Below are 23,994 nucleotides of genomic sequence, written 5' to 3'. Positions count from 1 at the left end.
TGGAAGTGATTGAAACCTTGTTGGATAGTTTTAATGCATGGACGGATGCCCAAGGGATAAAGTCAAAAGGGCGTGTCAAAAGTGTAGATAATATTAGCCTCGAAGGTATTGATAGACTACGGGAGCTAATTTTGATTTTAGCAGTAAACGGCACTCTAGTAAAACAAATTTCAACAGAAGAACCGGCTAAGATCTTATTAAAAAAGATTGATAAAGAAAGAGGGAATTTGATTTCTAAAGGCATTATTAGAAAGGAGAAACTGGACTTTGAAGTCTCCAAAAGAGAACATCCCTATGACCTTCCAAAGAATTGGGTTTGGTTTAGATTGGCGGGATTAATGACCTTAATCTCAGGTCAAGATTTACCATCTTCAAAATACAACAATAAAAAAAAAGGTGTGCCCTATATTACTGGGGCAAGTCATTTCAATAATGGACGTCTTGACATAACCAGATGGACAGAATATCCAAGAGCGTTTTCTTCTAAAGGTGATTTACTAATTACATGTAAAGGCACAATTGGAGAAATGGCCTTTAATAATGTTGGTGATTTACATATTGCCCGTCAAATTATGGCAATAAGAAATACATATGATATAAATTTATCTTATATCAAACTATTTCTGGATTACTATATAAACGAATTAATATCTAAGGCGAAAAGTTTAATACCGGGTATTAAAAGAGATGATTTATTAACTATTCCTTTTCCGCTTCCTCCCTTAAAAGAACAAAATCGAATTGTCGCCAAAGTTGGTAAATTGATGGCCTTATGTGACCAATTCGAGCATGAGCGTACTACCAATCTAAAAACCCATCAACTACTTGTCAAAACCCTTTTGGAAACCTTAACTCAAGCGGCAAATGCAGAAGCATTGCAAGCCCATTGGGAGCGAATGGCCAACTATTTTGACACACTTTTCTGTACCGAAGACAGTATTGAGCAACTAAAGCAAACCATTCTGCAATTGGGTATTATGGGTAAACTGATAAAACAAGACCCCAAAGATGAACCGGCTGGCGTTTTATTGAAAAAAATAGATGCTAAAAAAAAGGAGTTGATTGAAAAGGGGGAAATTAAACCATCTAAAACCTTACCAGAAATTTCTATTTATGAAACCCCATTTGGCATACCAAATAACTGGAAGTGGGCAAGACTTGGCGATATTACGACTAGAATTGGTTCGGGAAGCACCCCCAGGGGAGGGAAATCAGCATATCTGAAAAAGGGAACCTTATTTCTTAGATCACAAAATATATGGAATGACGGCATCAAGATTACTGATGCTGCTTTCATTTCGAAAGCGACTCACGAAAAAATGTCCAATACCAAAGTTTACCCAAAAGACATTTTACTTAATATAACTGGTGGCTCTCTCGGCAGATGCTGCATCTTTCCTGAAGAATATGAAGAGGCTAATGTTAGTCAGCATGTTTCCATAATCAGGCCAGTAGATGAAAATTTTAGAAGGTATCTGCACATATTTATTTTGTCACCTCTCGGTCAAAATTTAATTTGGGGCAGACAAGTTGGCGCTAATCGAGAAGGCCTTAGTAAAAAGGTTTTGGAGTTATTCGAGATTCCTATTCCTCCTCTCAAGGAACAAAAAAGAATAGTGGCCAAGATTGATGAATTGTTGGGTCTTTGTGACTCAATGGCCAACCATCTTATAGAATCACAAAAATTACAGAACCTACTGGCGAAGACTCTAGTTGAAAAAGCAGTTTTATGAGCGTTTTGGACAACACATACCAAGATAGCGGTAAAATTGTTCACGAAGAACGTAAGATTTGGTGTGATGAAGACAAACATGAACTGTTTGAATTTTTTACTGATTTTAATGAGTGGTTGGATAGCGAAGAGGCATTAGATATACGAATTGAAAACAAGATTGATGGCTTGGCCCAACCCAGCAAGGCTCTTTATGCAAGTGATTCTGAAGCTTATAATCAGGTTTTCAAGGTATTTCGTGAAGAACAAAAAGGGCAGGTTTTAGCTAAAGATTACATCATTGATACTTTTGGTGACGAACATTGGTTCGAAAAGAATGAATCTCGATTTGAGCAATTACTTAAGGCCTTGATCAATCGTTCTGTAGTTCCATTTGTAGGTGCAGGGCTATCGGTGGATGGCGGTTTTCCCGCCTGGGGGGCTCATCTAAGGCAACAGGGGAGAACATCGGGTATTCCTACCACGGAAATTGACGAAATGTTAGGTAAGGGACAATACGAGCAGGTCATCGAAGAAATTGAAAAGAAAGGTTATCGTGACACTTTTATTCAAGAATTAAAGGATGTCTTTTCAAAAACCGGTGTACTTACCGATAACATATTACGCCTCAGTGAACTTTTCAATGACACGATAATAACCACAAATTATGACCAACTCATTGAGCAAGCATTCGAAACAGGAAGAAAAGACGTTGTACAACTGATTGGCATCTCTAATATTGCTGAACGACCTGAACCCGAAAAGACGACCATTTTCAAATTACATGGCGATATTGACAAACCGGCACAATGTATTCTAGGCAAAGACCAATACGATGAAGCATATGGTAAAGACACTTTGGACTTAAAAAATCCCATTCCAAAACTCCTCTCCTACCACTATAAAACCAGTAGTCTATTGTTTCTAGGTTGCAGTCTCTACCAAGACAGAACAATGCGCGTTTTTCATGCAGTAAAAGAAACTATGGGCGATACCGATAGGCCTCCACACTTCTCGTTAGAATCCATGCCAGAGGATGAAAATGAATTGGTAAAGCGAAATTCTTACTTACTTAGTTTCGGAATCACACCAATCTGGTTTCCAAAAGGAAGCTACGATTATGTTGAACAAATCTTGAGGCTTGCCAAAAATGAGTTAAGATATAGAGGAAAGAAAGTTGGGCAAAAATAAAATCCCATTTGATTACGGAATGAATTCTTGGGCACAAATGAAGCATTTTATTTCAAAACTAAAAAAAGATAAAATAGACCTGTTCAAAAAAGAATACCACGAAATGGTAGCTGCCTATAATAGAGAAGTTAGCACAACAAGAGGTTATAATGGCAGACAGATATTAGAACTCTTACAAAACTGCGATGACCAGAAATCCAAGAAGATTGTTATTAAAATTGATAGGGAGAACAATAGATTATCGATTGCGAATGAAGGAATTCCATTTTCTCAAGATGGTTATAGATCTTTAATTACTAGTAATCTGTCTTCTAAGATTAATCTTACCCAATACATTGGAAACAAAGGTTTAGGATTTCGTTCTATTCTGAATTGGTCCGAAAGTGTTGCAATTTATAGCAATGGCATAAAGGTCACTTATTCCAATGAGCTTCGAGAAAAAACATTCAAATCAATTTTTGAGGAATCTATAATCAAGGAGATAAGAGATAAATTTCGGATGTCGGACTCCATTTTTCCATTACCTATCTTGACAGTTCCTGATATAATTGAAACCGAACATTTTAATGAATTTGCTACAGTAATCGAGCTGCAATTCAAACCTGAATATCTTACAGATATTATCAAACAAATTCAAGCTATTGATGCAGAGACTATTTTATTCCTACATCATATTAAAAGTATTGTTTTTGAAGGTTTTAGTGAAAAGGAAGATATTCTTATCCAAAGAAATATGGATGATTTAATGGAGGGTAGCATTCAAAGAATCGTCAGCGAATCAGAAATTTGGGATATCTATCAGGATGAAGATCAAATGCCCGATAGATTTCAAAATGCGAATAGTGAGCTGGAAAATTATCAAATACGTATAGCAATACCTAGAAAAAAACCCAAAAACAGATATAAACTGTTTTCATTCTTTTCAACAAATATAACCTTGGATTTTCCCTATATAATTCATGCTACGTTTGACTTGGACCAAAACAGGAAGCATTTGGAAAACTCAAAAAAGAATGAATTTGTCGTCGAAAAGCTAACGCAGCTGATGTGTAAAATGGCGCTTTTAAAAACTAAAGGTGAAGTAGATTGGTCTGCCTATAAATTGGTTCAATATTCTAATAAGCATGAAAACTTGGAAGAACTTAACTTTTATGAAAGATTAGATGAAATAATCCAAAAAGAAGCGATTGTCCCATGTGTAAGCAACACATTTCATAGTCTAAACGATACTGTTTATATAGACGACATATTCTCAAAATTATTAGTTTCTGGAAAGGGGGGAGGGATATTTACAAAACATATCAAACCACTTTCCTCAGGTATCAGCTTCGAAACTCGAAAACCAAGATTCAGCGGGTATAAGAGTTTTTCAGATTATATTGACAAATGGAGTTTATCAATTTCTGATATTAAAATACGAGCACAATTAATTCAATATTTAGTAAATAGAAATAATTCAAATAGCTCTTCAGAGACATTCAATATTTTAATCAATGGTAATTCCAAAATCATTGATAAAAAAAGTGAAATTTTTACACATATAAATTCAGACTTACAAATTCCAGTTTTTTGTTCAATTGAGGTAATGCACCCTCAGTTATTTGAGGAATTGGTTACTGTCTTTAAAATTAAAGAGGATTCTAAAAAGGATACAGCTAGGACTTTACAAAGTCTTTTAAAAAACATTGGTAATGTTCACACTTATGAGTTCCTTCCGCTATCAAGAAAAATAGTTAAATATACGAACGAAATAACAGTCCAAAGACCTGACAAAAGTAAAGGTCTAGTGATTGAAATGTTATCTGCATTATACCATAATTTTGACCCTGAAATAAACCATACTTCAATCGGGATTCAGGATGTTCCAATATTTGATTCGGAAGGTGAAATTGTAAAAGCAACAAATCTATTTTTTTCAAACAATTATTACTTAGGACAACTTTGCGAGGACATATTTGGTGAAATCCATCAAAATAGAAACCAGGTGGCCAGCCCAATTCAATTAGGGTTTAAAGATGACGATCTGCATAGTATCCAAGTATTTCTGGGTTGGCTAGGTGTAAATAAGCATGTCAAGTATAAACTAATCAATATAAACAGTCCTAATAATAGATATGTTCGAAGAGTAGTTCGATATACGCCCACGACTGCAACAGTACAAGTGTTGGATTTTGAAAATAGAGAGGAAATCTTGAAAAATATAAAGCCTGAACAATTCTTACTATGGGTCATTAATGATACTAAATTATCTGATAATTTAAATCAACTTGAGAAAAAACATGGGGAAACTGTCCACTTTAAATATCATACTAATCAAAGCCGGGTTTCTAGAAAAAGCTATTTGGCTGAATTGATTGAGAAAGACTATTACAATTTTCATAATCACTTACTTGATAATGCGTTTAAAACGATTAACGATGTCGAGATTAACTATGCCAACAGTCTTTTCAAAAAGTATAGAATTAAACGTAAGGATTTAGATTTCACTTTAAGACTATTGGGTGCTCGCTCAGACTTCAATGAGTTATCAATTGAACGGGTACAAGATATACTCGAAAAAGTCAACAATAAATATCCAAACGGAAGAAATACGTCAACATACTATAGAAGGGCATATCTACATTTTGAAGAAAATCAAGAGAATTTAACCAGACCTTTAAACCTTTTTGCCAAAGGTGAAAATGGATTAAAGCTTTATAATCAAGAGAAAATTTATTTTAGCGATAAGATTAAGTTACCGAATAAGTTACGTTCGAGATTTCCAGTATTTAATTTTCCAAGAAGATCTGGAGGAAAAAAAGCGATTGAATTTTTTAGTATTAATGATTTATCACAAATAGAAATAAATCTATTTAGTCATAAAAAAGATGATCTGCTGACTAAATTACTACATGATTATCTAACTGAATTATACCCCTACATTCTGATTCATAGGATTAGCGCTTTAGATAATGAAAAGACTAAACGTACGGAAGGCAGCAAATTACAAAAACTGCATATAAATGTCTGCAGTGATGTAATAACTGAGGTTGACGAAGAACAATTCATTTTAGATGATTACGAATTTATCTTTTTGAAAGACCAGGGATATTTCTTAAAACTGCCAAAAACAGATAAGATAGAAGGTGTTAAGAATAATTCTAATTTTAAAGACGCGATTGCCGGAGTTTTATCCAACTTATTTGATGTATCCGGCCATAAAGGTGACTTCAGAGCTATATTGTCAACCGACCTAAACGATGTAAAACATATTACAAAAATAAATTTTGGAGAAGATTTGTTGGATGAAACATTAGCTATTTTAGGTTTTACCAATTCTAAAATTTCGTTTTGGTCAACCGTTTATAGACTTAAAGGCCTTGAGCTAAACTTCAGCGATGACAATGATATAGATTTAGATTCAGTCAACAAAGACCTTAATTTATCTTTGACTTCTCATTTACCCAATTATAATGATTTAAACGATAAAGACAATATAACTTATTTTCAAGACTTATTTTCAAGATTACAGATTTCAATAAATGAGTTTAATTCTTACAGCGTAAATCATATTGATTATTATAACACCCATTTACATAGACTGTCTTCTTTTTTTATCAATAATTTCCTTTCATTTAGACAGTCCTTACATTATTATTCAGAGACGATTCCTATACGTAAAAAATTTCTTCAAAATTTACATGAATATGAAATTCGGTCAGAGGCCTTTGTAAAGAGAATAGCATTGGAAAAAAGATTCGAATTTGCTTTAGCTAACCAAGAACATTTTGACCTTTTTATGACGTCACAGTTTGAAGATATTTCGCTTATTGAGACCGATAAATATAAAGATTTGGATGCCATTTTTAATAAAAATAAAAAACTCTTATCTCCTTCACAATTAGATGTTATTGAAAATGACCATAGTTTAAAGAGCCTATTATATTTTGAAATCAGCTTAGAAGAAATCAGCAAATTTTTTGTTGCAAAACCCAAGATTAGGCTCAAATCTCTTACAAACAAACGAAAGTCTAAGGAGAACGGCTCTTATTCGGAAAAAAGAGTTGACTCTTTCAAAACAAAGAATTGGTCAGGATATAAAAACCGTAAAAATCTGTTCGTACCGAACGTGAAATCTGGCAATGATAACACTCAAATTGGTAAAAATTCAGAAAATAAGGTTTACGATCATTTATGTTCGAAATATGGAAAGGAGTTCGTCCACTATAAAGCAAAAGAAGATGAAGGCCTGCACTATGATATTAGATATAGCCCAGATAAGGGACTAAAATATATATATGTCGAGGTTAAAACCTTCTCTAATAATTCCTTCATAATATCTCGTGAAGAATTTGAATTTGGGAAGGAGAATAAAGACAGATATGAAATTTGGTTGGTCAAGAATGATAATCTAATTGTTTTTAGTCACAATCTTGAGGAAGTTGACTTAGTAGTAAAGGATTATTATGTAGCCTTTTCAGAACTGGAGATAAATTAACGTTGCTATTGTTTTCGTTCAATGTCACGCTGTGGACAGATTATTAAATTATAATGATGAATCATATATGAATCTTTTTAAATCGTTTTGGAATTCATTTAGTATTTTTAAGGTACGAAAGCGTCAAAACGCTGGGGCACATGTCCTTACAGGTGTCCTATTTTTTTAAAAAAAATATTGTAATAAATTGATTTTTAAAGGAATAGGGTAGAGTGTTCTAACTTTCCCACCTCGATGAAGTATAGTCAAAACCATGATAGTCAATTAATTATAAGGGCTTTTTGTTTTTAAAAACTCCTGCAAAACTGTCCAAATCAGTACAAATTTCACATCCGACGTGTCCTATTGCGTGTCCAATTTATAACCATAAACTTGGGAAGGTTCTTAACCAAAGAGTTTTAACATTTAGGTCCTCGGGGAACTAGGATTCGAATGTTGGTATATAATATTTACTGCGAATCCCTAGATTTATTACAATTCTAATATTCCTTACGGTAAAATTTTCTTCATCTTCATAGGGCGGCTCGATAAAGGTTTAATCACCCCTTTGAAGCCTTCAAAAACAGGGAAGTCTTCGGGTGATCCTAACACAAAGAAAGAATTTTTTTTATCTCATTTAAAGAATTATCTAAAGATCCTTTTCGGCTTTACCAATCAGACTGTATCCATACTTCCTCTAATTCCAACACATCGAATTTTTGCCCGTTCCTTTAGGAATTCAACCACCGCTGCCAATGTTGAGCGTAGTAATCACCTACAAAACCACCCGATGTTCGGGAAAGAGATAATTTTGATATTCGTAAATATTTATTAAATTAACTCTTTATTTGATAAAATGAAGAAGATTAATTTTAATTATCAAAAAAAAATTGATGATAATTGAAGTCTTTCGATTTTGAATGCCGTACAACTTCTAGTCATTAAGTAGTGCGTCATATAGATAAAGTAGCAACTCTCTAAACCAATGCAAGCCATCAAGTCTAAAAAATTATACCTCTCAAAGGATGATTTACTACTCTGGGACGAGCTTAAGAAAGGTAGCAGTTCCGCCTTGGGCTGTTTGTATGAACTTTATATTGATGAACTATTTTCATTTGGAATACAATATTCTAAGGATAGGGCATTCGTTATGGACTGTATTCATGATCTCTTTTTTGACCTGTATAAGTACAAATCCAAATTAGCAGAGACAGATAACGTTAAATCATATTTGTTCCGATCTTTAAGGCGAAAAATCAATAAGAAGTATACGAGAAAAATTATCCCCGTACAAGCGGAAAATCAATTGAAGATGTACGATTTGCAAAAAAATCACGTTGCATCGTTTGAAGATGATATTATCAGGTCCGAAACGGTTGATGAGATAAATTCAAAATTAAAAATCGCCCTTGAAACGTTAACAAATAAACAGAAAAAGGGTCTGTTTCTTCGTTTTACTCAAGATAAAACTTATGAAGAAATTGCCGATATCATGAAAACCTCTATTCCAACTGCAAGAACCACTATATATAGAGCGCTGAAGATTCTTCGAAGACAGCCATTTCTATTATACCTTTTACTTTATCCTTCTTTTTTTTCATAAAAGACGATTTTTTTTGTCTATAAACATTAGAATAGCTCCTTAATATGTATAGAGGGCCTAATAGCCTGTGCGTTATAATCACATTTATAGAAGTAATTTTGAAGGCCTTGAGATAATTTATGAAAAATCATAACCCAGAAGACATAGATATCAAATCGATTTCAGTAGCTGAAAAAAAGAAACTGAAAGCTAGAATTTTATCTTCTGTTGAAAATCATAAAGAGAAAAAGATAAAATTAAGGAATGCCATATCAATTGCGGCATCAATTGCCATTCTATTGGCTTCAGGCCTATTTTTTAATCAAAAGAAGGAAGCTTCGATAAAGGATTTTGTTAAATCGTCCAAGAGTCTAGAAAATAAAAACTTGGATAAGGTAACCCTCATGCTCAACATGGGAGAAAATGTAAATCTAGATGAAGATAACCCGACAATAACCTACTCTAATTCCGGTAAAAAAGTAAATATCGGTAACTCGAGATCTTTGACTCAGGTAAGCGTAGATAAGGATATTGTGGTATACAATACGCTGGTGGTTCCTTATGGTAAGCGTTCAATAATTCAGTTGTCGGATGGCAGTACGGTTTGGATCAATTCGGGGTCAAGATTTGTTTACCCTGCAGTTTTCACGAAAGAAAAACGAGAGGTCTATATTGAGGGAGAAGCAATTTTCGAGGTTGCTCACAACGAAAACCGACCTTTTATCGTAAACTCTGAAAATCAAAAGATAGAAGTGCTGGGGACGGTTTTCAATGTAAATAATTACGCCGACGAAGGATTGGCATTTACTGTGCTAAAAAGCGGTAGTGTACAAATTAGTTATGCCAGGAATGCGTCTGAAACTTATACTGAAAACTTTAAAATCGAACCAGGAAGCTACGCCGGTTATAACAAGAAAACCAATTCTATATCATCGAAAAAGGTTGATGTAGAGCGATATTTTTCATGGAGAGAAGGAGTATTAATCTTTAAAAATGACAATTTGAAAACCATAATGCGAAGGTTGTCTCGCTATTATAATATTGACATTACGATTGATAGTGAGAAGTTAGCCAATGAAACCTTTTCCGGTTATTTAGATTTAAAGGATGATGTTGAAGAAGTAATTGAAACTATCAAAAAAACAACCGATTTGAAATATAATCGAACAGAAATACGAAAGATTACGATAACTACTAACTAAACTGAATTACTATATGGCGTATCAATAAACAATCGAAATAAAAAAGCCAGAAGATGATGCAACATCCTCTGGCCAAAATAGCAACGTTGCCAAAAGGCAACATTAACTAACCTAATCACAAAATTATGAATAAAATTGTCGGTCTTACCCATATTCAGGGTAAAATGACCTTAAAGATTGCCAGCTTAATCCTTATGAGAGTTTTTCTTTTGTTTATTGGTATCGGTCTTGGTGCTGTATACGCGAATCCTTCGTATGCTCAGGTCAAAATAAGTATAGACGCCAACGGCATCACCTATGAAGAGCTATTTAATCAGATCCAAGGTAAAAGTGATTTCATCTTTTTTTATAAAGACGACGTGCTGAATACAAAAAGAAGAGTGTACCTACAGCTAAAGAAAGCAGAACTAGCAACTATACTCGACCTTGTATTTCGAAACACAGATTTAGACTATAGTATCGATGATCGTCAGGTGGTCATAAAGAAGCGAGAGTTAAGGATACAGGCGGACCCATTAGTACGTATTCTTCCACAAGATTTTACAGTTTCCGGAACAGTAACCGATAATCAGGGAGTTCCCTTGCCGGGTGCTAGTGTTTTAGAAAAGGGAACAACAAATGGTACCCAGTCCGATTTTGACGGAAATTATACCCTGTCTTTATCAGACGGAAAAGCCACACTTACAGTTTCTTATATTGGTTTCGGTACAAAGGATATTCCGGTCAACAATCAGAATAGTATTTCGATTGTTCTAGAAGAAAGTGCTGCAGGGCTTGACGAAGTAATTGTAGTGGGGTATGGTACGCAATCTAAGAAGGACTTGACCGGTTCGGTGAGTGTGGTCAACGGAGATGAAATAGCCTCACGCAGTACGACCAATGTGTCGAACGCACTCCAAGGTTCCGTAGCTGGGGTAAGCATCAATAGAAGTAGTTCTGCGCCGGGATCTAGCAACGATATCCGTATTAGAGGTGTAACGACACTTCAGGGCGCCAGCTCGCCTTTAATCTTGGTTGATAACGTACCCGTAGGCAGCATCGATGATGTCAATCCGGATCAAGTCGAGAGTATTTCGGTCCTTAAAGATGGTGCTGCTGCCTCCATTTATGGATCAAGAGCGGCTGCCGGAGTAGTGATTATCACCACCAAAAGGGCCAAGACTGGAGTATTTAGTCTAGGGTATAGCGGGGAGTATATGATTAATACGCCTACCGAACTTCGAGGCACGGTAAGTGCCGTTCGCTATATGCAGATGGACAATGAAAAGTCATGGAATGATAACGGAAACGATGACAATCAATTTCCCATATGGTCTGAAGACTTGGTTACAAATTATTCGACATTAAATGCCGAAAACCCTGATCAGTTTCCCGACACAAATTGGCGCGACCTCATCCTAAGAAAATCTTCTTCAGGATATCGTCATAGCATCACCTTGAGTGGAGGTTCCGAAAAAGTAAAGACTAATGTCAATTTGGGCTATGAATATCAAGATGCCTTATACGATCACCGTGATTGGAAACGCTATAACGTAAGGGTTAACAACGATATAAAAATCTCCGAAAAATTTGGGGGTAATGTAGATTTTTCCCTAAAAGTGACCAAAGATGACCAACCGGTACTCGACCCTACCGCTAGGGCAATACAGTCAGGACCGGTTTATGCAGCCCTATGGGAAAATGGGAGGATTGCAGAAAGTAAATCGGGCGATAATGCATACGCCCGTTTACAAGAAGGAGGCTTTCAGAACAGCGACACCTACTTATTTTACGGTATGGCGAGTATTTATTATAAACCAGTGAAAACGCTTAAAATTTCACTGAACGTAGCGCCTAATTTTGAATTCAACAAATACAAAAGATTTAATAGATCAGTACCGTATTGGGCAGCGAACGACCCAAATCAGTTAGCCGAACCTAATTATATATCTGGGCACAATATTAGCGAAACAAATCTCGTAGAACGGCGAACCAATGATAATACTCTTACTACCCAGGCTCTTATAAATTATGACCAATCATATGGCGGTCATAATATAAGTGCAGTAGTCGGCTACGAAGAATTTCAGGCTAAATTTGAGACCCTAGGGGTTCGTGGAAATGAATTTGTAAGCAACGATTTCCCCTTTCTGAATCAGGCACCGATCGACAAAGTTTTCGACAGTGAGACTAGTTTTTCAGAGAACGCGTATTCTTCTTATTTTGGCAGGTTGGCCTATAACTTCGATAACAAGTATTATTTACAAGCCACAGTTCGACGGGATGGTTCTTCACGATTTGGTCAAGAGTATCGATGGGGTACCTTTCCATCGGTTTCTGCAGGTTGGGTAGTTTCTAACGAAAGTTTAATGGAAAGTCTTGACCCGGTCATATCGTTTTTAAAGCTAAGGGCGTCGTATGGTAGTCTGGGCAACGACCGTTTAGGTAATTATCTCTATTTATCCGTTTTACAGTTCAGTAATGCCTTGATCGCTAACGGGACTGACGTGCAGGCCGCACGTGCGGCAGCACAGCGCTTTCTGGCTATCGAAAATGTAACTTGGGAAACAACGACATCCATGAACCTGGGTGTAGATTTGAATATGTTCAATAGCCGTTTATCGCTGACTGCCGATTACTTTAAAAAGGAGACGGTTGATATGCTTTTAGATTTAAGTATACCATCCTTGAGCGGTTATGACGACCCCACGGTAAATGTGGGAAACATGGATACCGATGGATGGGAATTTGCCCTTTCATGGAGAGATCAAATAGACGATTTTAGATACTCAACTTCCGTGAATTTTTTTGATTCACAGTCCATTATCGGCGATATCAGGGGGAAACGTCTTTTTGCTAACGGTGATCGAATACTTTCAGAAGAAGGTAGTGAGTTCCAATCTTGGTATGGCTATCAATCCGATGGTATTTTCCAAACGCAGGCTGAGGTCGATGCGGCTGCCGTCACCAGTGATGCTGTAGGCCCCGGAGATATCAAATACAAAGACCTGAGTGGGCCCGACGGCGTTCCCGATGGTATAATTAACGAGTTGGATAGAACAATTTTAGGTGGTTCATTGCCCAGATACCAGTATGGGGGCAATATTAACCTCGAATATAAAAAATTTGATTTTGGCCTTACCTTTCAGGGGGTCGGAAAACAGAATTTTTATATATCACAAAGTTTCATACGCCCGTATCTAGAGAGTTGGTTGTCACCTTCAACGGTATATGCCAATAGTTATTGGAGTACCTACAACACCTCACAGCAGAACCAGAATGCAAACTACCCAAGATTGACCGAAAATGCTTCAGGAAACAATTATGCTTTTTCTGATTTCTGGTTGACCAGTGGGGCGTATTTGAGAATCAAAAACCTGACGTTTGGCTACACCTTACCTTCAGATATTTTTGGGGACACTGGCTTTTCAAAGCTAAGGGTATATTTGGCGGGTAATGACCTTTTCACATTTGATAACCTTATAGAGGGTATAGACCCGGAACAGGGTACCGGATATTTGATAACCAAGTCTTTTTTACTTGGGGTTAAAGCTAACTTTTAAAAAAGAAAACATGCAAAACAAAATATATAGTAGTATGCTATTTCTAGGGTTGGTGTTAACGACCTTCTCTTGTACTGAATTGGACTTGGTTCAAGAAGACGCGGCAAGTTCCGCAACCTGGTACCAGACGAATGATCAATTTAGGCAATCATTGAACGAGGGCTACCGTGAAGTCTTTTGGCCTTTAGATACGGGCAGCGAATCCGGTGCTAATGGAAGTGGCTGGACAGACGATTGGCAGCGTCGCGACGGATTGGATGATATCAAGGCAGGCACCGTTTCTTCCGAATACGGTCCGGCAAGTACAAATTGGGCCAATATGTACAAGGCCATAACCCGAATGCTGGTAGTTTTGGATCAGATTGATAAACAGAGCGGTATCTTGTCGGAGGATGAGGTAAGTTTATTTACGGCAGAAGCAAATTTCTTACGGGCTTCATATTGGTCGTACCTAATTTCCCATTATGGTGATGTTCCTTTTTACGAGCAAGAGTTGACCGTTGACGAATCTTTCGAGTTGCCGCGTACTGATAAAAATGAAGTCCTCCGAAAAATTTATGACTATTACGATAACGCATCCTTAAATCTTCCGACTACACGTGATGGACTAAAGTATGCTACCAAAGGTGCCGCATATGCTATGAAAGCCCGAATTGCTTTGTATATGGGCGATCATGCGGTAGCGGCCGAAGCGGCGCAAGATTGTATGGATTTGGGGACGTATGACTTGCATCCTGATTTTGCTGAACTTTTCGACCCGTCCACCAAGAACTCGCAGGAAACCATTTTTCATATCCCGCGTAGTGATGCCTTAGATGTTACCCGTGGCGATAACGTTCGCGATTACCTCCCAAGAAACCATGGTGGTTGGGGTGCGAGACAACCTACTTGGGAACTTTTGGCCTCATTTGAATGTACCGACGGACTTCCAATAGATGAATCTCCCCTGTTCGACCCCCAGAACCCGTTCAAGAATAGGGATCCTAGATGCAACATGACTATTGTGCCCTTTGGTTCTTTGGAAGACGGTGATGAAAAGACACCCGCCGACGGATCCAATTTTATGAACATAGAGTACACGCCCCATCCCGAGAAAAAACAGGTGATGGATTTTGGCACCAATAGTCTTATTACCAATAATGACACTCGTTCGGTGGCAACCTTTGCCTCTTTCAATGGTTTGGCTTGGAAAAAGGGCATTACCGAAGATTGGAAAGATTATCGAACGGATCCTGACAAGATAATTATACGGTATGCAGATGTTTTATTGATGTATGCCGAATCGAAAATAGAGTTGAATCAAATCGACCAAAGTGTACTTGATGCCATGAATCAGGTCAGGGATAGGGCCTATGCAAATTCCTCAGTTCCAAATCCGGCTATAGTCACCACCGATCAAGCTGCGTTACGTCTGAAGGTGCGCCAAGAACGGCGATCAGAATTTGCGTTCGAAGGCCGGAGGTATATGGATATTATTCGATGGCGCTTGGCCGACAAAGCAATTTCGGGAAGTCTTTTGGGTATGATTAATGTAGCAACCGATGGTGACGTTACTGTCGCACCTACCGGGCCACTTATGGATAATGTCGTAACCCCGGGCTTATGGTTTTGGGGCATGACTCCGGAGATTGACGAAGACGGTCTTCCAGACTTTTCGGCATTATTAAATGCTGGGCTTTGTCGTTCACTGAACACTATAAGCTTTCCAGAACGTCAGTATCTCTGGCCCATTCCTGCAGAAGAAAGACTTTTGAATCCGAACCTTACCCAAAACGAAGGATATTAAGATTTTGAGTTAGTTGGTTGAGAAATCCCCGAGAAGTTATTTTCGGGGTTTCCTTCAGTTCAAGAGTTCAAAATGTGTTGGATATCCAAATCAAAAAACTATTTAGAATGATCAAAATAATAATACTGTGGTTGCCTGTTATTTTTGTACTGTCCGCATGTCAGTCCAAGAACGTTGACTCCCTCAATCCGAAAACGGATGTAAAGGTAGAGAATGGGCAGATGGTCGCTCTCAGCGGTAAACGAAAAATCAGTGGTATATATCCCCATCTCACCACCTATGCCCATGGGCGAATCAATGGTGAATATGGCTTTGGCAGTGAGTGTGGCATTGGTGCGCTTGCCGAATGGAACGATAAACTTTATATGATAAACTATGCTGCCCACCAGCCCAAGGGTAGTGAACACAAACTTTACATTATTGATGAAGATTTGAACATGGAAATCTTCGAGGGCAGTATTGGGGGTACCCCGACCGCTCGCATGGTACATCAAGAATCTAACCAGCTCTTGATCGGCCCCTACGTGATAGACAGCGTGGGTCAGATACGGGTTATTCCATACAGTAGAATGGAAGGCCGCCTTAATGCCTATGCCAGACATCTAAAAGACCCTAAAAATTGGGTCTACATGTACGATATGGAGGGAATGCTCTATGAGGTAAATGTCAATAATTTAGAGGTCAACAAGCTTTTTCACGACCCCCTACCGGGCTGGCATGGAAAAGGAGGTTACACCAGTCAAGGCAAATTGGTAGTATCCAATAATGGCGAGCATGCCAGCGAAGGAAGAACAACCCATGATACCCAAGATTGGGATAACAATGAATATAAATGGGAGGAGAGTTGGAAGATTGACAAAAAAGATATTTTTGGGGCGGATAAACTGGGTATCTTGGCTGAATTCGACGGTGATAATTTCAAGGTCGTCGAAAGGTCTCAGTTCACCGATATTACTACAAAGAACGGAATCTACGCCATACCCAATGACGATTCACCGCTTTGGGCTATCGGTTGGGACGCAAAATCGGTGCGCCTGAAAGTGATGGACAATGGGGAATGGTATACCTATCTGCTCCCCAAGGCCACCTATAACAATGACCCACCGCACGGCTGGTTTACCGAATGGCCCCGTATTCGTGCCATAGGTGAAAAAAAGATGATGATGGACATGCACGGGATGTTCTTTGACTTTCCCGAAACATTTTCGGCCACGAATACTGCGGGGATACGCCCAATCGGATCGCATTTGCGGTACATTCCCGATTTTATCAACTGGAACGGGCAACTTGTTCTGGCTACCGATGAGACCAGCATACAAGGGAACCCGCTCGCAGGGCAACCGCAGTCCAACCTTTGGTTCGGCAGTTATGATGAACTATCGAAGTGGGGCCCCGCAACTGGGTACGGTGCTGTTTGGCTAAATGAGAACGTAACGGCCGGTGGTCCTTCCGACCCCTACCTGATGGCAGGTTTTGACAAGCGCATGCTCCATCTAAAGAACCATGGTGACCGAACGGTAACCGTAAAAATGGAAATCGATGTCAATGGCGACAACGACTGGACGACATTGGAGTCCATAACCTTGGAAAAGAATGGATACGTCCCCTATGTTTTTGACGGGAGTTTACAAGCGGAATGGATACGGCTGACCGCGAACAGTCCTTCCTTACTGACGGCCGCTTTTCATTTTACCGATGCCAACCCCAATGATCGCACCCAAAAAGAGGCCTTGTTCACATCGTTGGCGGATATCGATGATAAAGGCCCGGTAAGCCATGCCAAGCTTTACAGCAACAAGACGAATTTCAACCTAAGTGTGTATGCTGGAACCATCGAAAATGGAAAATTCACAAAAGAAGATGAATTTGAATTCACCAAATTCGACTTCGACTATAAAAAGGGGATATCGGATTCGACCGCTCAGGAAACCTTAAAAATGAAGGATATCTGGTCTGAAGATGATGCTTCGGTTATTTTAACGGCCAAAAATTATCGTTTGCGGCTTCCCAAGGGACATGAAAATTATGCATCCAATTTTCCTTCAGGTACGACCCGTGTAGTTCGAGAAGTAGAATCCGAGCGTGAATTGGCCAATATAGCAGGCACTTTTTATGAACTGCCCTTGTTCAAGGTAGGCCAAGAACCCCTTTACAAAATGATGCGGCCTGTATCCACCCATAATAAACAGATATCCGACTTCAATACCTGGAACGGACTCTTGGTCTTGACCGGTGTAAAGAAGGATGCCACCGATTCGGAACATGTCTACTCATCTCCCGATGGTTCAACAAGCCTTTGGTTCGGAGGAATCGACGATCTCTGGAAGTTTGGTAAACCAGTCGGTATCGGGGGACCATGGAAAGATACATCGGTCAAGGCCAATGAGCCTTCCGATAGGTATTTAATGACCGGATACGATAAAAAAAGCCTTACTTTAAAAGCTGATAAAGATGCCCAGGTTACCCTTTTGGTCTATGTCAATCATTATTTGGAAGAACCGATGGAGTATAAAATCTTCTACCTAAAGTCTGGGGAAGAACAGCACTTTGAATTTCCGGAAGGCTTTAGCGCCCATTGGGTACAGTTGAAATCGAATGTTGATTGCACGGCCACAGCCCAATTTATTTACGAATAGAACGCAACTAAAGAATATAATATGAAATCAATACTGTTAATCCTTTGTTTTTATCTCATAAGCTTAGGCCTTTATGGTCAAGATCTATTAATTGAAGCGGAGAGTTTCGATAGTCCTGGAGGTTGGGTCATCGACCCCCAATTTGTACAACAAATGGGATCCCCGTATCTAATGGCACATGGTATGGGCAATCCAGTTAAAAATGCCACTACTGTTGTTAATTTTCCCGAAACGAGTACCTACCACATCTGGGTTCGTACAATGAACTGGGTTCCTGGTGAGTGGGAAGCCCCGGGTAGGTTTCAATTGAAAGTGGGCGATACCGATTTTGAAAAAGTCTTAGGAAAACGCTCTGGTTGGGGCTGGGAATACGTAGGTGCGACCGAAATCAGTACCAAGTTCGAAAAAGTCGAATTGATTGATTTGACCGGTTTTAATGGGCGATGCGATGCGATTTATTTTTCTGCTAAAAACGAGGAACCTCCCTCGTCCCCTAAAAAGCTGGCCAGCTGGCGCATGACCATCGCGCAAGAGCCCAATGCGCCCAAGCAGCACCAAGCCTATGATTTGGTTGTGGTAGGTGGGGGCATAGCCGGATGTGCAGCGTCGATCGCAGCGGCCGAACAGGGATTGAAAGTAGCCTTGATTCATGACAGGCCAATGTTGGGTGGCAATGCCAGTGCCGAGATACGTGTACATACCCTTGGTATCTACGGACATTTTGAACGTATCTTGAAAAAATTGGATACTGAACATTACCCCAATGGATCGGCAGAGGCAAAATTGGACCAGAAAAAAAGGGATGACAATGTTAAAAGCTATGAAAATATTGATCTATATCTAAATTGGCGTGCCTATGATGCCGTCGCCGAAAACAATACCATACAATATGTAGATGCGAGGCATACTAGTTCTGGTGAAAGAAAGCGGTTTGAAGCGCCCTATTTTGTAGATTCTACTGGCGATGGTTGGGTAGGCTTTTGGGCTGGCGCTGACTTTTCATATGGCCGTGAAAGTGTAGATACCTATGGCGAGGAATGGGAGGAATGGGGCGAATTATGGAGTCCGAATGAAGAAGACAATGCCGTTATGGGTTCTTCGGTCCTGTGGGGGTCCAAGGTGATGGATACCGAGCAAAAGTTTCCTGAAGTACCGTGGGCCATGCCGGTTGCCAAAGCATACGAAGAAGTCAATGGAGAGTGGCAATGGGAATTCAGCCGCAATGACCTGAACCAAATCGATGATGCCGAAGAAATACGGGACCATATGCTAAGGGCCATCTACGGATCTTTCTCAAATGCCAAGGAACATCCTGAAAATGCCACCCGCAGATTGGAATGGGTTTCTTACCTAGTGGGTAAAAGGGAATCGCGTAGATTGGTCGGAGACCATATTTTTACGTTTAACGATGCCAAAGCGGGGACAAAATTCCCTGATGCGGTGGTTCAAGAGACCCGTGAGGTCGATGTCCATTACCAGACGGTACTAGAAGATGAAAAAAACCCTGATTTTATCTCCGAGGCGCTTTTCTACAAGACTCCTCGTTATTATATACCATACCGTAGCCTGTATTCGAAAAATATAGACAACCTTTTTATGGCCGGACGAAACTTCAGTACCTCACATGTTGGCTTGGGTGGCCCCAGGGTAATGCGTACTACCGGACAAATGGGAGCGGCAGTAGGCTTGGCGGCTTCACTTTGTAAAAAGTATGATGTCAACCCTAGACAAGTCTATACAGGTTACTTGAAAGAATACTTGGATTTAATCGAATCACAGAAATATATCAAGATACCGAAATCCAAACAATGAAAATCCAGCTCGGAATACTTTTAATTTTTTTTGCCGCCATAGGGTTTGCACAATTCGGCCCACAAACACCATTTTCCGATAGATTCGGCCAGAATAGTATGAATCTACCGCCGGAATTCTATAGTTTGGAGTGGAACGGAGGGATGCAGCTGAAAGCAAAACCGACCGATTTATCGATAGAAATCGATTCCATGGGTGCACAAGAAATAAATGTACTGGTCGATTTAAAAGACCGCCCCGTGCTTTATACTTCTGATATTTCAACACCTGTATGTGCCGATGGCGATTGCCGTTTAATGGACATCCGGTTGTATTGGACACTTTTGGGAGAATACGCAGGGTTTGATCGATACCCAAATTCACCGTTGACCAAGCACGATCATGACGAATTTCTTTCTGCAGACTACAGGAAACTACATCAACTGCTAATGGACGACAACTCCATATTAAAGCGCAGAAAAATTGATGAATTGGTCAAAAAACCTGAACAACCAGAAATGGAAGGTGTTGATGCGGTGGCCGGGGCAACAATTAAAGAAGTAAAAGAATCAGTCGTCGGTGGAGCTTTATATTCTTGCTATACGGCATGGCATCTCGTTCATGGCCCGATCAAAGATGCGATTCAAAAACGGACACTATCGTTGGTAGATAACGATATGGTATTACGGATGCTAGGTTCAAACAATACCGATTATCAAATGTTCGCCCTGAAAAGAATGACTGAAGAACAGTATGCGGCAAACTACCTTCGTATCGCACAAATATTCGAAGATGGCGTTCCTTTGATACGAACTTTTATCGTTAAGAATCTTCCTGACCGGTTCTGGAATTCTGAAAGGCTACAAATACCGTTTTGGGATAATTTTTCCGAAGTAGACATCAATAGCCGTAGTCTCTTACTCGATAATTTAAAAAATTCACCGGTATCCGTCTTGGAAAATCTTTCCCAAGAATTAAGTGTTATGACCAAAAATCAATTAAATCTTTACTTGATGCACTTGGCGGAATTGAAACAAATAAAACCGAGCATTTTGACCAATATTGAAATCTTTGCTAATTCCCCGAGCGAAACATATGCCTACCTGGCAACTGATTTCTTAAAGGATTACAAACTCTAATTAACATAAGATATGGCAATGAAGGATTATTATTTTATTCTATTTTTGATAATCATTATACCCTGTTGTTCTGCCCAAAAGCTAACCGATCCTAGTAAACAAAGCGTAAGTGGTATATTTTCCAGTACTGCCATGGTCGCAGATCACAGCCCAAGAACCGAGGCGGGAACAGGAGCCTTGATGCCTTGGGCTAATCGCCTTTGGTGTATCACATATGTCGCCCACATGGAAGGTACTGGTTCGGGTACCGGATTATATGAAATCGATGAGGACTTCAATCTCAAAAAGCATCCGGAATCTGTAGTAGGAACCTATGCGAACAGGCTTATTCATGCTCCCACCCAACAGCTCATTATGGGCCCCCATCTGATAGATACTTTGGGGAACGTGAGAACGATTGAAGATATAAAAGGATATCGGTTGGCCGCTACCATGGACCATCTGGAGGATCCTGAGAATAAAGTTTATTTCCTGGCTATGGAAGGAGATTTTCTTGAAGTCGACCTACGCACATTAAAAGTGAATTATCTTTTCGACCTAAAAAAAGAACTTAATGAACCCAAAGGTGCCAAACCTCACTTTAAAAGTGGATTCACTAATCATGGTAGAGTAGTTGTAGCCAATAACAGTTATTCTAAAAAGGATTTTAACCGTGAATGGGAAGCAGGACGGTTAGCGGAATGGGACGGAAGAAAGTGGACAATTCTGGAAACTAAACCTTTTACCGAAGTTTGGAGTGCTAGGGCATTTGGAAGCCCTATGATGGCCAATGGCTGGGATAGAAGTTCAGCAATACTGAAAGTTTTGATAGATAATAAATGGAGTAGGTACAGACTACCAAAATCGAGTTATGCCTTCGATGAAACCTCATGTACCGAATGGATGCGTATTCGTGAGGTGGAAACGGAACGGGCCATGATGGATTGTCACGGCCTTTTTTATGAAATTTCGTATCATACATATTCAAGTATGCCTTGGGGAATACGGCCAATTGCCAAGCATTTGAGGGTGGTGCCCGATTTTTGCTCGTGGAGGGGCATGTTGGTTTTTGGGGGGAATCAGGCGACGCCCATGAGATTTTCCAATACCTTGGACCGTAATCCGCTTGCGGGTCAACCTCAAGCAAATTTGTGGTTTGGAAAAACAGACGACCTCTGGTCATTTGGAAAGCCTACTGGTATGGGTGGCCCTTGGTATGAAACCCAGGTTAAGGCCGGGGAGATATCCGACCCGTATCTTATGTACGGGTTTGACCAAAAGGTGCTCCACCTAAAGCATGAAGAAGAAAAGGAAATAACTTTTAAAATTGAGGTAGATTTTGTTGGGGATGGTACTTGGAGCATTTATGATGAGTTTAAGGTAGATGAAAAAGGATATGGCCACCATGAATTCCCTGAAGGATTTAATGCTCACTGGGTAAGGTTGACCTCGAATATGTCCGCTAAAGTAACGGCATACTTTATCTATCAATAAATTTGAATTCAAAAGGGAACATGATTTCATTCGTATTTTCAATAGCTGTTTTAATTTTAGGATATTTTGTCTATGGCAAGTTTATAGAGAAAATATTCGGAGTACAACCCGAAAAGGAAACTCCCGCGATACGTTTGAGGGATGATGTCGACTTCATGCCTTTGCCCACTTGGCGGATTTTTCTTATCCAATTTTTAAACATTGCAGGCCTAGGTCCAATTTTCGGTGCTATTGCGGGTGCCATGTTCGGGCCGTCCGCTTTTTTATGGATAGTCTTTGGGAGCATCTTTGCAGGTGCGGTACACGATTACCTTTCTGGAATGCTTTCCGTGCGCCACGACGGATTGAGCATCAGCGAAATTGTAGGTATCTATTTAGGGAACAACATGAAGCAATTGATGCGGTTCTTTACCATTGTGCTATTGATTTTTGTAGGCACCGTGTTTTTAATGGGTCCGGCTAAGATTGTCGATGGTATGACCGAAAACGTATGGGGCGTCTGGGTTTGGGTCGGAATTATTTTGGTGTATTATGTTCTATCCACACTACTCCCCATTGACAAGCTCATTGGCAAGTTGTATCCTATTTTTGGAATAGCGATGTTGCTAATGGCCATCGGCCTATTGATAGCCCTATTTTTTGGAGACTACCATATACCTGAACTTTTACCTTCCAATATCCGCAATATGACCACAAATCCCGAAGCAACGCCTTTGTTTCCGATATTGTTCGTAACCATTGCTTGTGGTGCCATTTCAGGATTTCACGCGACTCAGTCACCATTAATGGCGCGTTGTATGAAAAATGAACGCCTGGGAAGAAAAATATTCTTCGGTACCATGATTACGGAAGGCGTGGTCGCCCTAATTTGGGCCGCTACTGCAATGACCTTTTTTGGCAATGTGGCCGATTTGAACGATGCAATGCTGGCCAATAACAACAACGCTGCATGGGCAGCAAACGAGATTTCCTTGAACATGTTGGGAGGAATAGGAGGTATTCTCGCCTTGTTGGGCATAGTGGCCGCACCGATAACTTCCGGCGATACCGCCTTCCGCTCGGCACGTTTAATCTTGTCCGATGTTTTTAAGTTTGATCAGAAAAAAATACGAAATCGACTTGTAATCAGCATACCCCTATTTATAGTTGCCTTTGCCCTCACGCAAATCGATTTCGGAATCATTTGGCGCTATTTTGCATGGAGTAATCAGACTTTGGCCACTGTTGTACTTTGGACGATAACCGCCTATTTAATTTATGAGAACAAAGCATACTGGATAACCTTAATTCCGGCGCTGTTCATGACAATGGTCTGTTGCACCTATATTCTTGTTGCACCTGAAGGCTTTCAATTGCCGACCAATATATCATACATCGGCGGGGCTTTGATTACCTTAAGCATCAGTATCCTTTTTTGGTACCATTCCACACAAAAGAAAAAAGTTATTTTAGAAATATGAACTCAAATAGGACTATATTAATCTT

Annotated in this window: 12 protein-coding genes; all 12 read left to right on the top strand. The window is 39.5% G+C overall.

Features of this window, described 5'->3' with window-relative positions:
• Positions 1 to 5 precede the first annotated feature (5 nt).
• Entirely contained in the window at positions 6 to 1,733 is a 1,728-nt protein-coding gene (locus IL355_RS11150; RefSeq protein ID WP_317175495.1) for a restriction endonuclease subunit S, read from the top strand.
• Entirely contained in the window at positions 1,730 to 2,902 is a 1,173-nt protein-coding gene (locus IL355_RS11145) for an SIR2 family NAD-dependent protein deacylase (RefSeq protein ID WP_192462207.1), read from the top strand. Before IL355_RS11150 ends, IL355_RS11145 begins: the two co-directional genes overlap by 4 nt.
• Positions 2,889 to 7,379 (top strand): DUF3883 domain-containing protein, encoded by a 4,491-nt coding sequence (locus IL355_RS11140; protein WP_192462206.1) that lies wholly within the window; start codon positions 2,889 to 2,891, stop codon positions 7,377 to 7,379. The genes IL355_RS11145 and IL355_RS11140 overlap by 14 nt, the downstream gene beginning before the upstream one ends.
• Before the next feature lie 964 nt (positions 7,380 to 8,343).
• On the top strand, positions 8,344 to 8,961 hold the full coding sequence (locus tag IL355_RS11135; RefSeq protein WP_192462205.1) for an RNA polymerase sigma factor: 618 nt from the start codon (positions 8,344 to 8,346) through the stop codon (positions 8,959 to 8,961).
• A 119-nt stretch (positions 8,962 to 9,080) separates the two neighbouring features.
• A complete protein-coding gene (locus IL355_RS11130) occupies positions 9,081 to 10,142 on the top strand; it encodes a FecR family protein (protein WP_192462204.1) in 1,062 nt (353 codons plus the stop codon).
• Between the two features lie 125 nt (positions 10,143 to 10,267).
• Positions 10,268 to 13,684 carry a TonB-dependent receptor gene (locus tag IL355_RS11125; protein WP_192462203.1) on the top strand — a complete coding sequence of 1,139 codons (3,417 nt, stop codon included), beginning with the start codon at positions 10,268 to 10,270 and terminating at the stop codon, positions 13,682 to 13,684.
• 10 nt (positions 13,685 to 13,694) lie between these two features.
• Positions 13,695 to 15,470, top strand: a complete 1,776-nt coding sequence (locus IL355_RS11120) for a RagB/SusD family nutrient uptake outer membrane protein (RefSeq protein WP_192462202.1) — start codon at positions 13,695 to 13,697, stop codon at positions 15,468 to 15,470.
• A gap of 107 nt (positions 15,471 to 15,577) precedes the next feature.
• Entirely contained in the window at positions 15,578 to 18,106 is a 2,529-nt protein-coding gene (locus IL355_RS11115) for a hypothetical protein (RefSeq protein WP_192462201.1), read from the top strand.
• A 21-nt stretch (positions 18,107 to 18,127) separates the two neighbouring features.
• The gene (locus tag IL355_RS11110) at positions 18,128 to 19,918 is read left to right on the top strand and encodes an FAD-dependent oxidoreductase (protein ID WP_192462200.1); all 1,791 of its coding nucleotides are present in this window, start codon (positions 18,128 to 18,130) and stop codon (positions 19,916 to 19,918) included.
• Positions 19,915 to 21,036: a hypothetical protein gene (locus IL355_RS11105; protein WP_192462199.1), complete on the top strand. Its 1,122-nt coding sequence runs from the start codon at positions 19,915 to 19,917 to the stop codon at positions 21,034 to 21,036. Before IL355_RS11110 ends, IL355_RS11105 begins: the two co-directional genes overlap by 4 nt.
• A 12-nt stretch (positions 21,037 to 21,048) precedes the next feature.
• Positions 21,049 to 22,509: a hypothetical protein gene (locus IL355_RS11100; RefSeq protein ID WP_225621209.1), complete on the top strand. Its 1,461-nt coding sequence runs from the start codon at positions 21,049 to 21,051 to the stop codon at positions 22,507 to 22,509.
• A 20-nt stretch (positions 22,510 to 22,529) separates the two neighbouring features.
• On the top strand, positions 22,530 to 23,969 hold the full coding sequence (locus IL355_RS11095) for a carbon starvation CstA family protein (protein WP_192462198.1): 1,440 nt from the start codon (positions 22,530 to 22,532) through the stop codon (positions 23,967 to 23,969).
• Positions 23,970 to 23,994 lie beyond the last annotated feature (25 nt).

It is taken from the genome of Euzebyella saccharophila, assembly GCF_014855495.1.
GTDB lineage: Bacteria > Bacteroidota > Bacteroidia > Flavobacteriales > Flavobacteriaceae > Euzebyella > Euzebyella saccharophila.
This window is presented reverse-complemented; position numbering and strand designations above follow the sequence as displayed.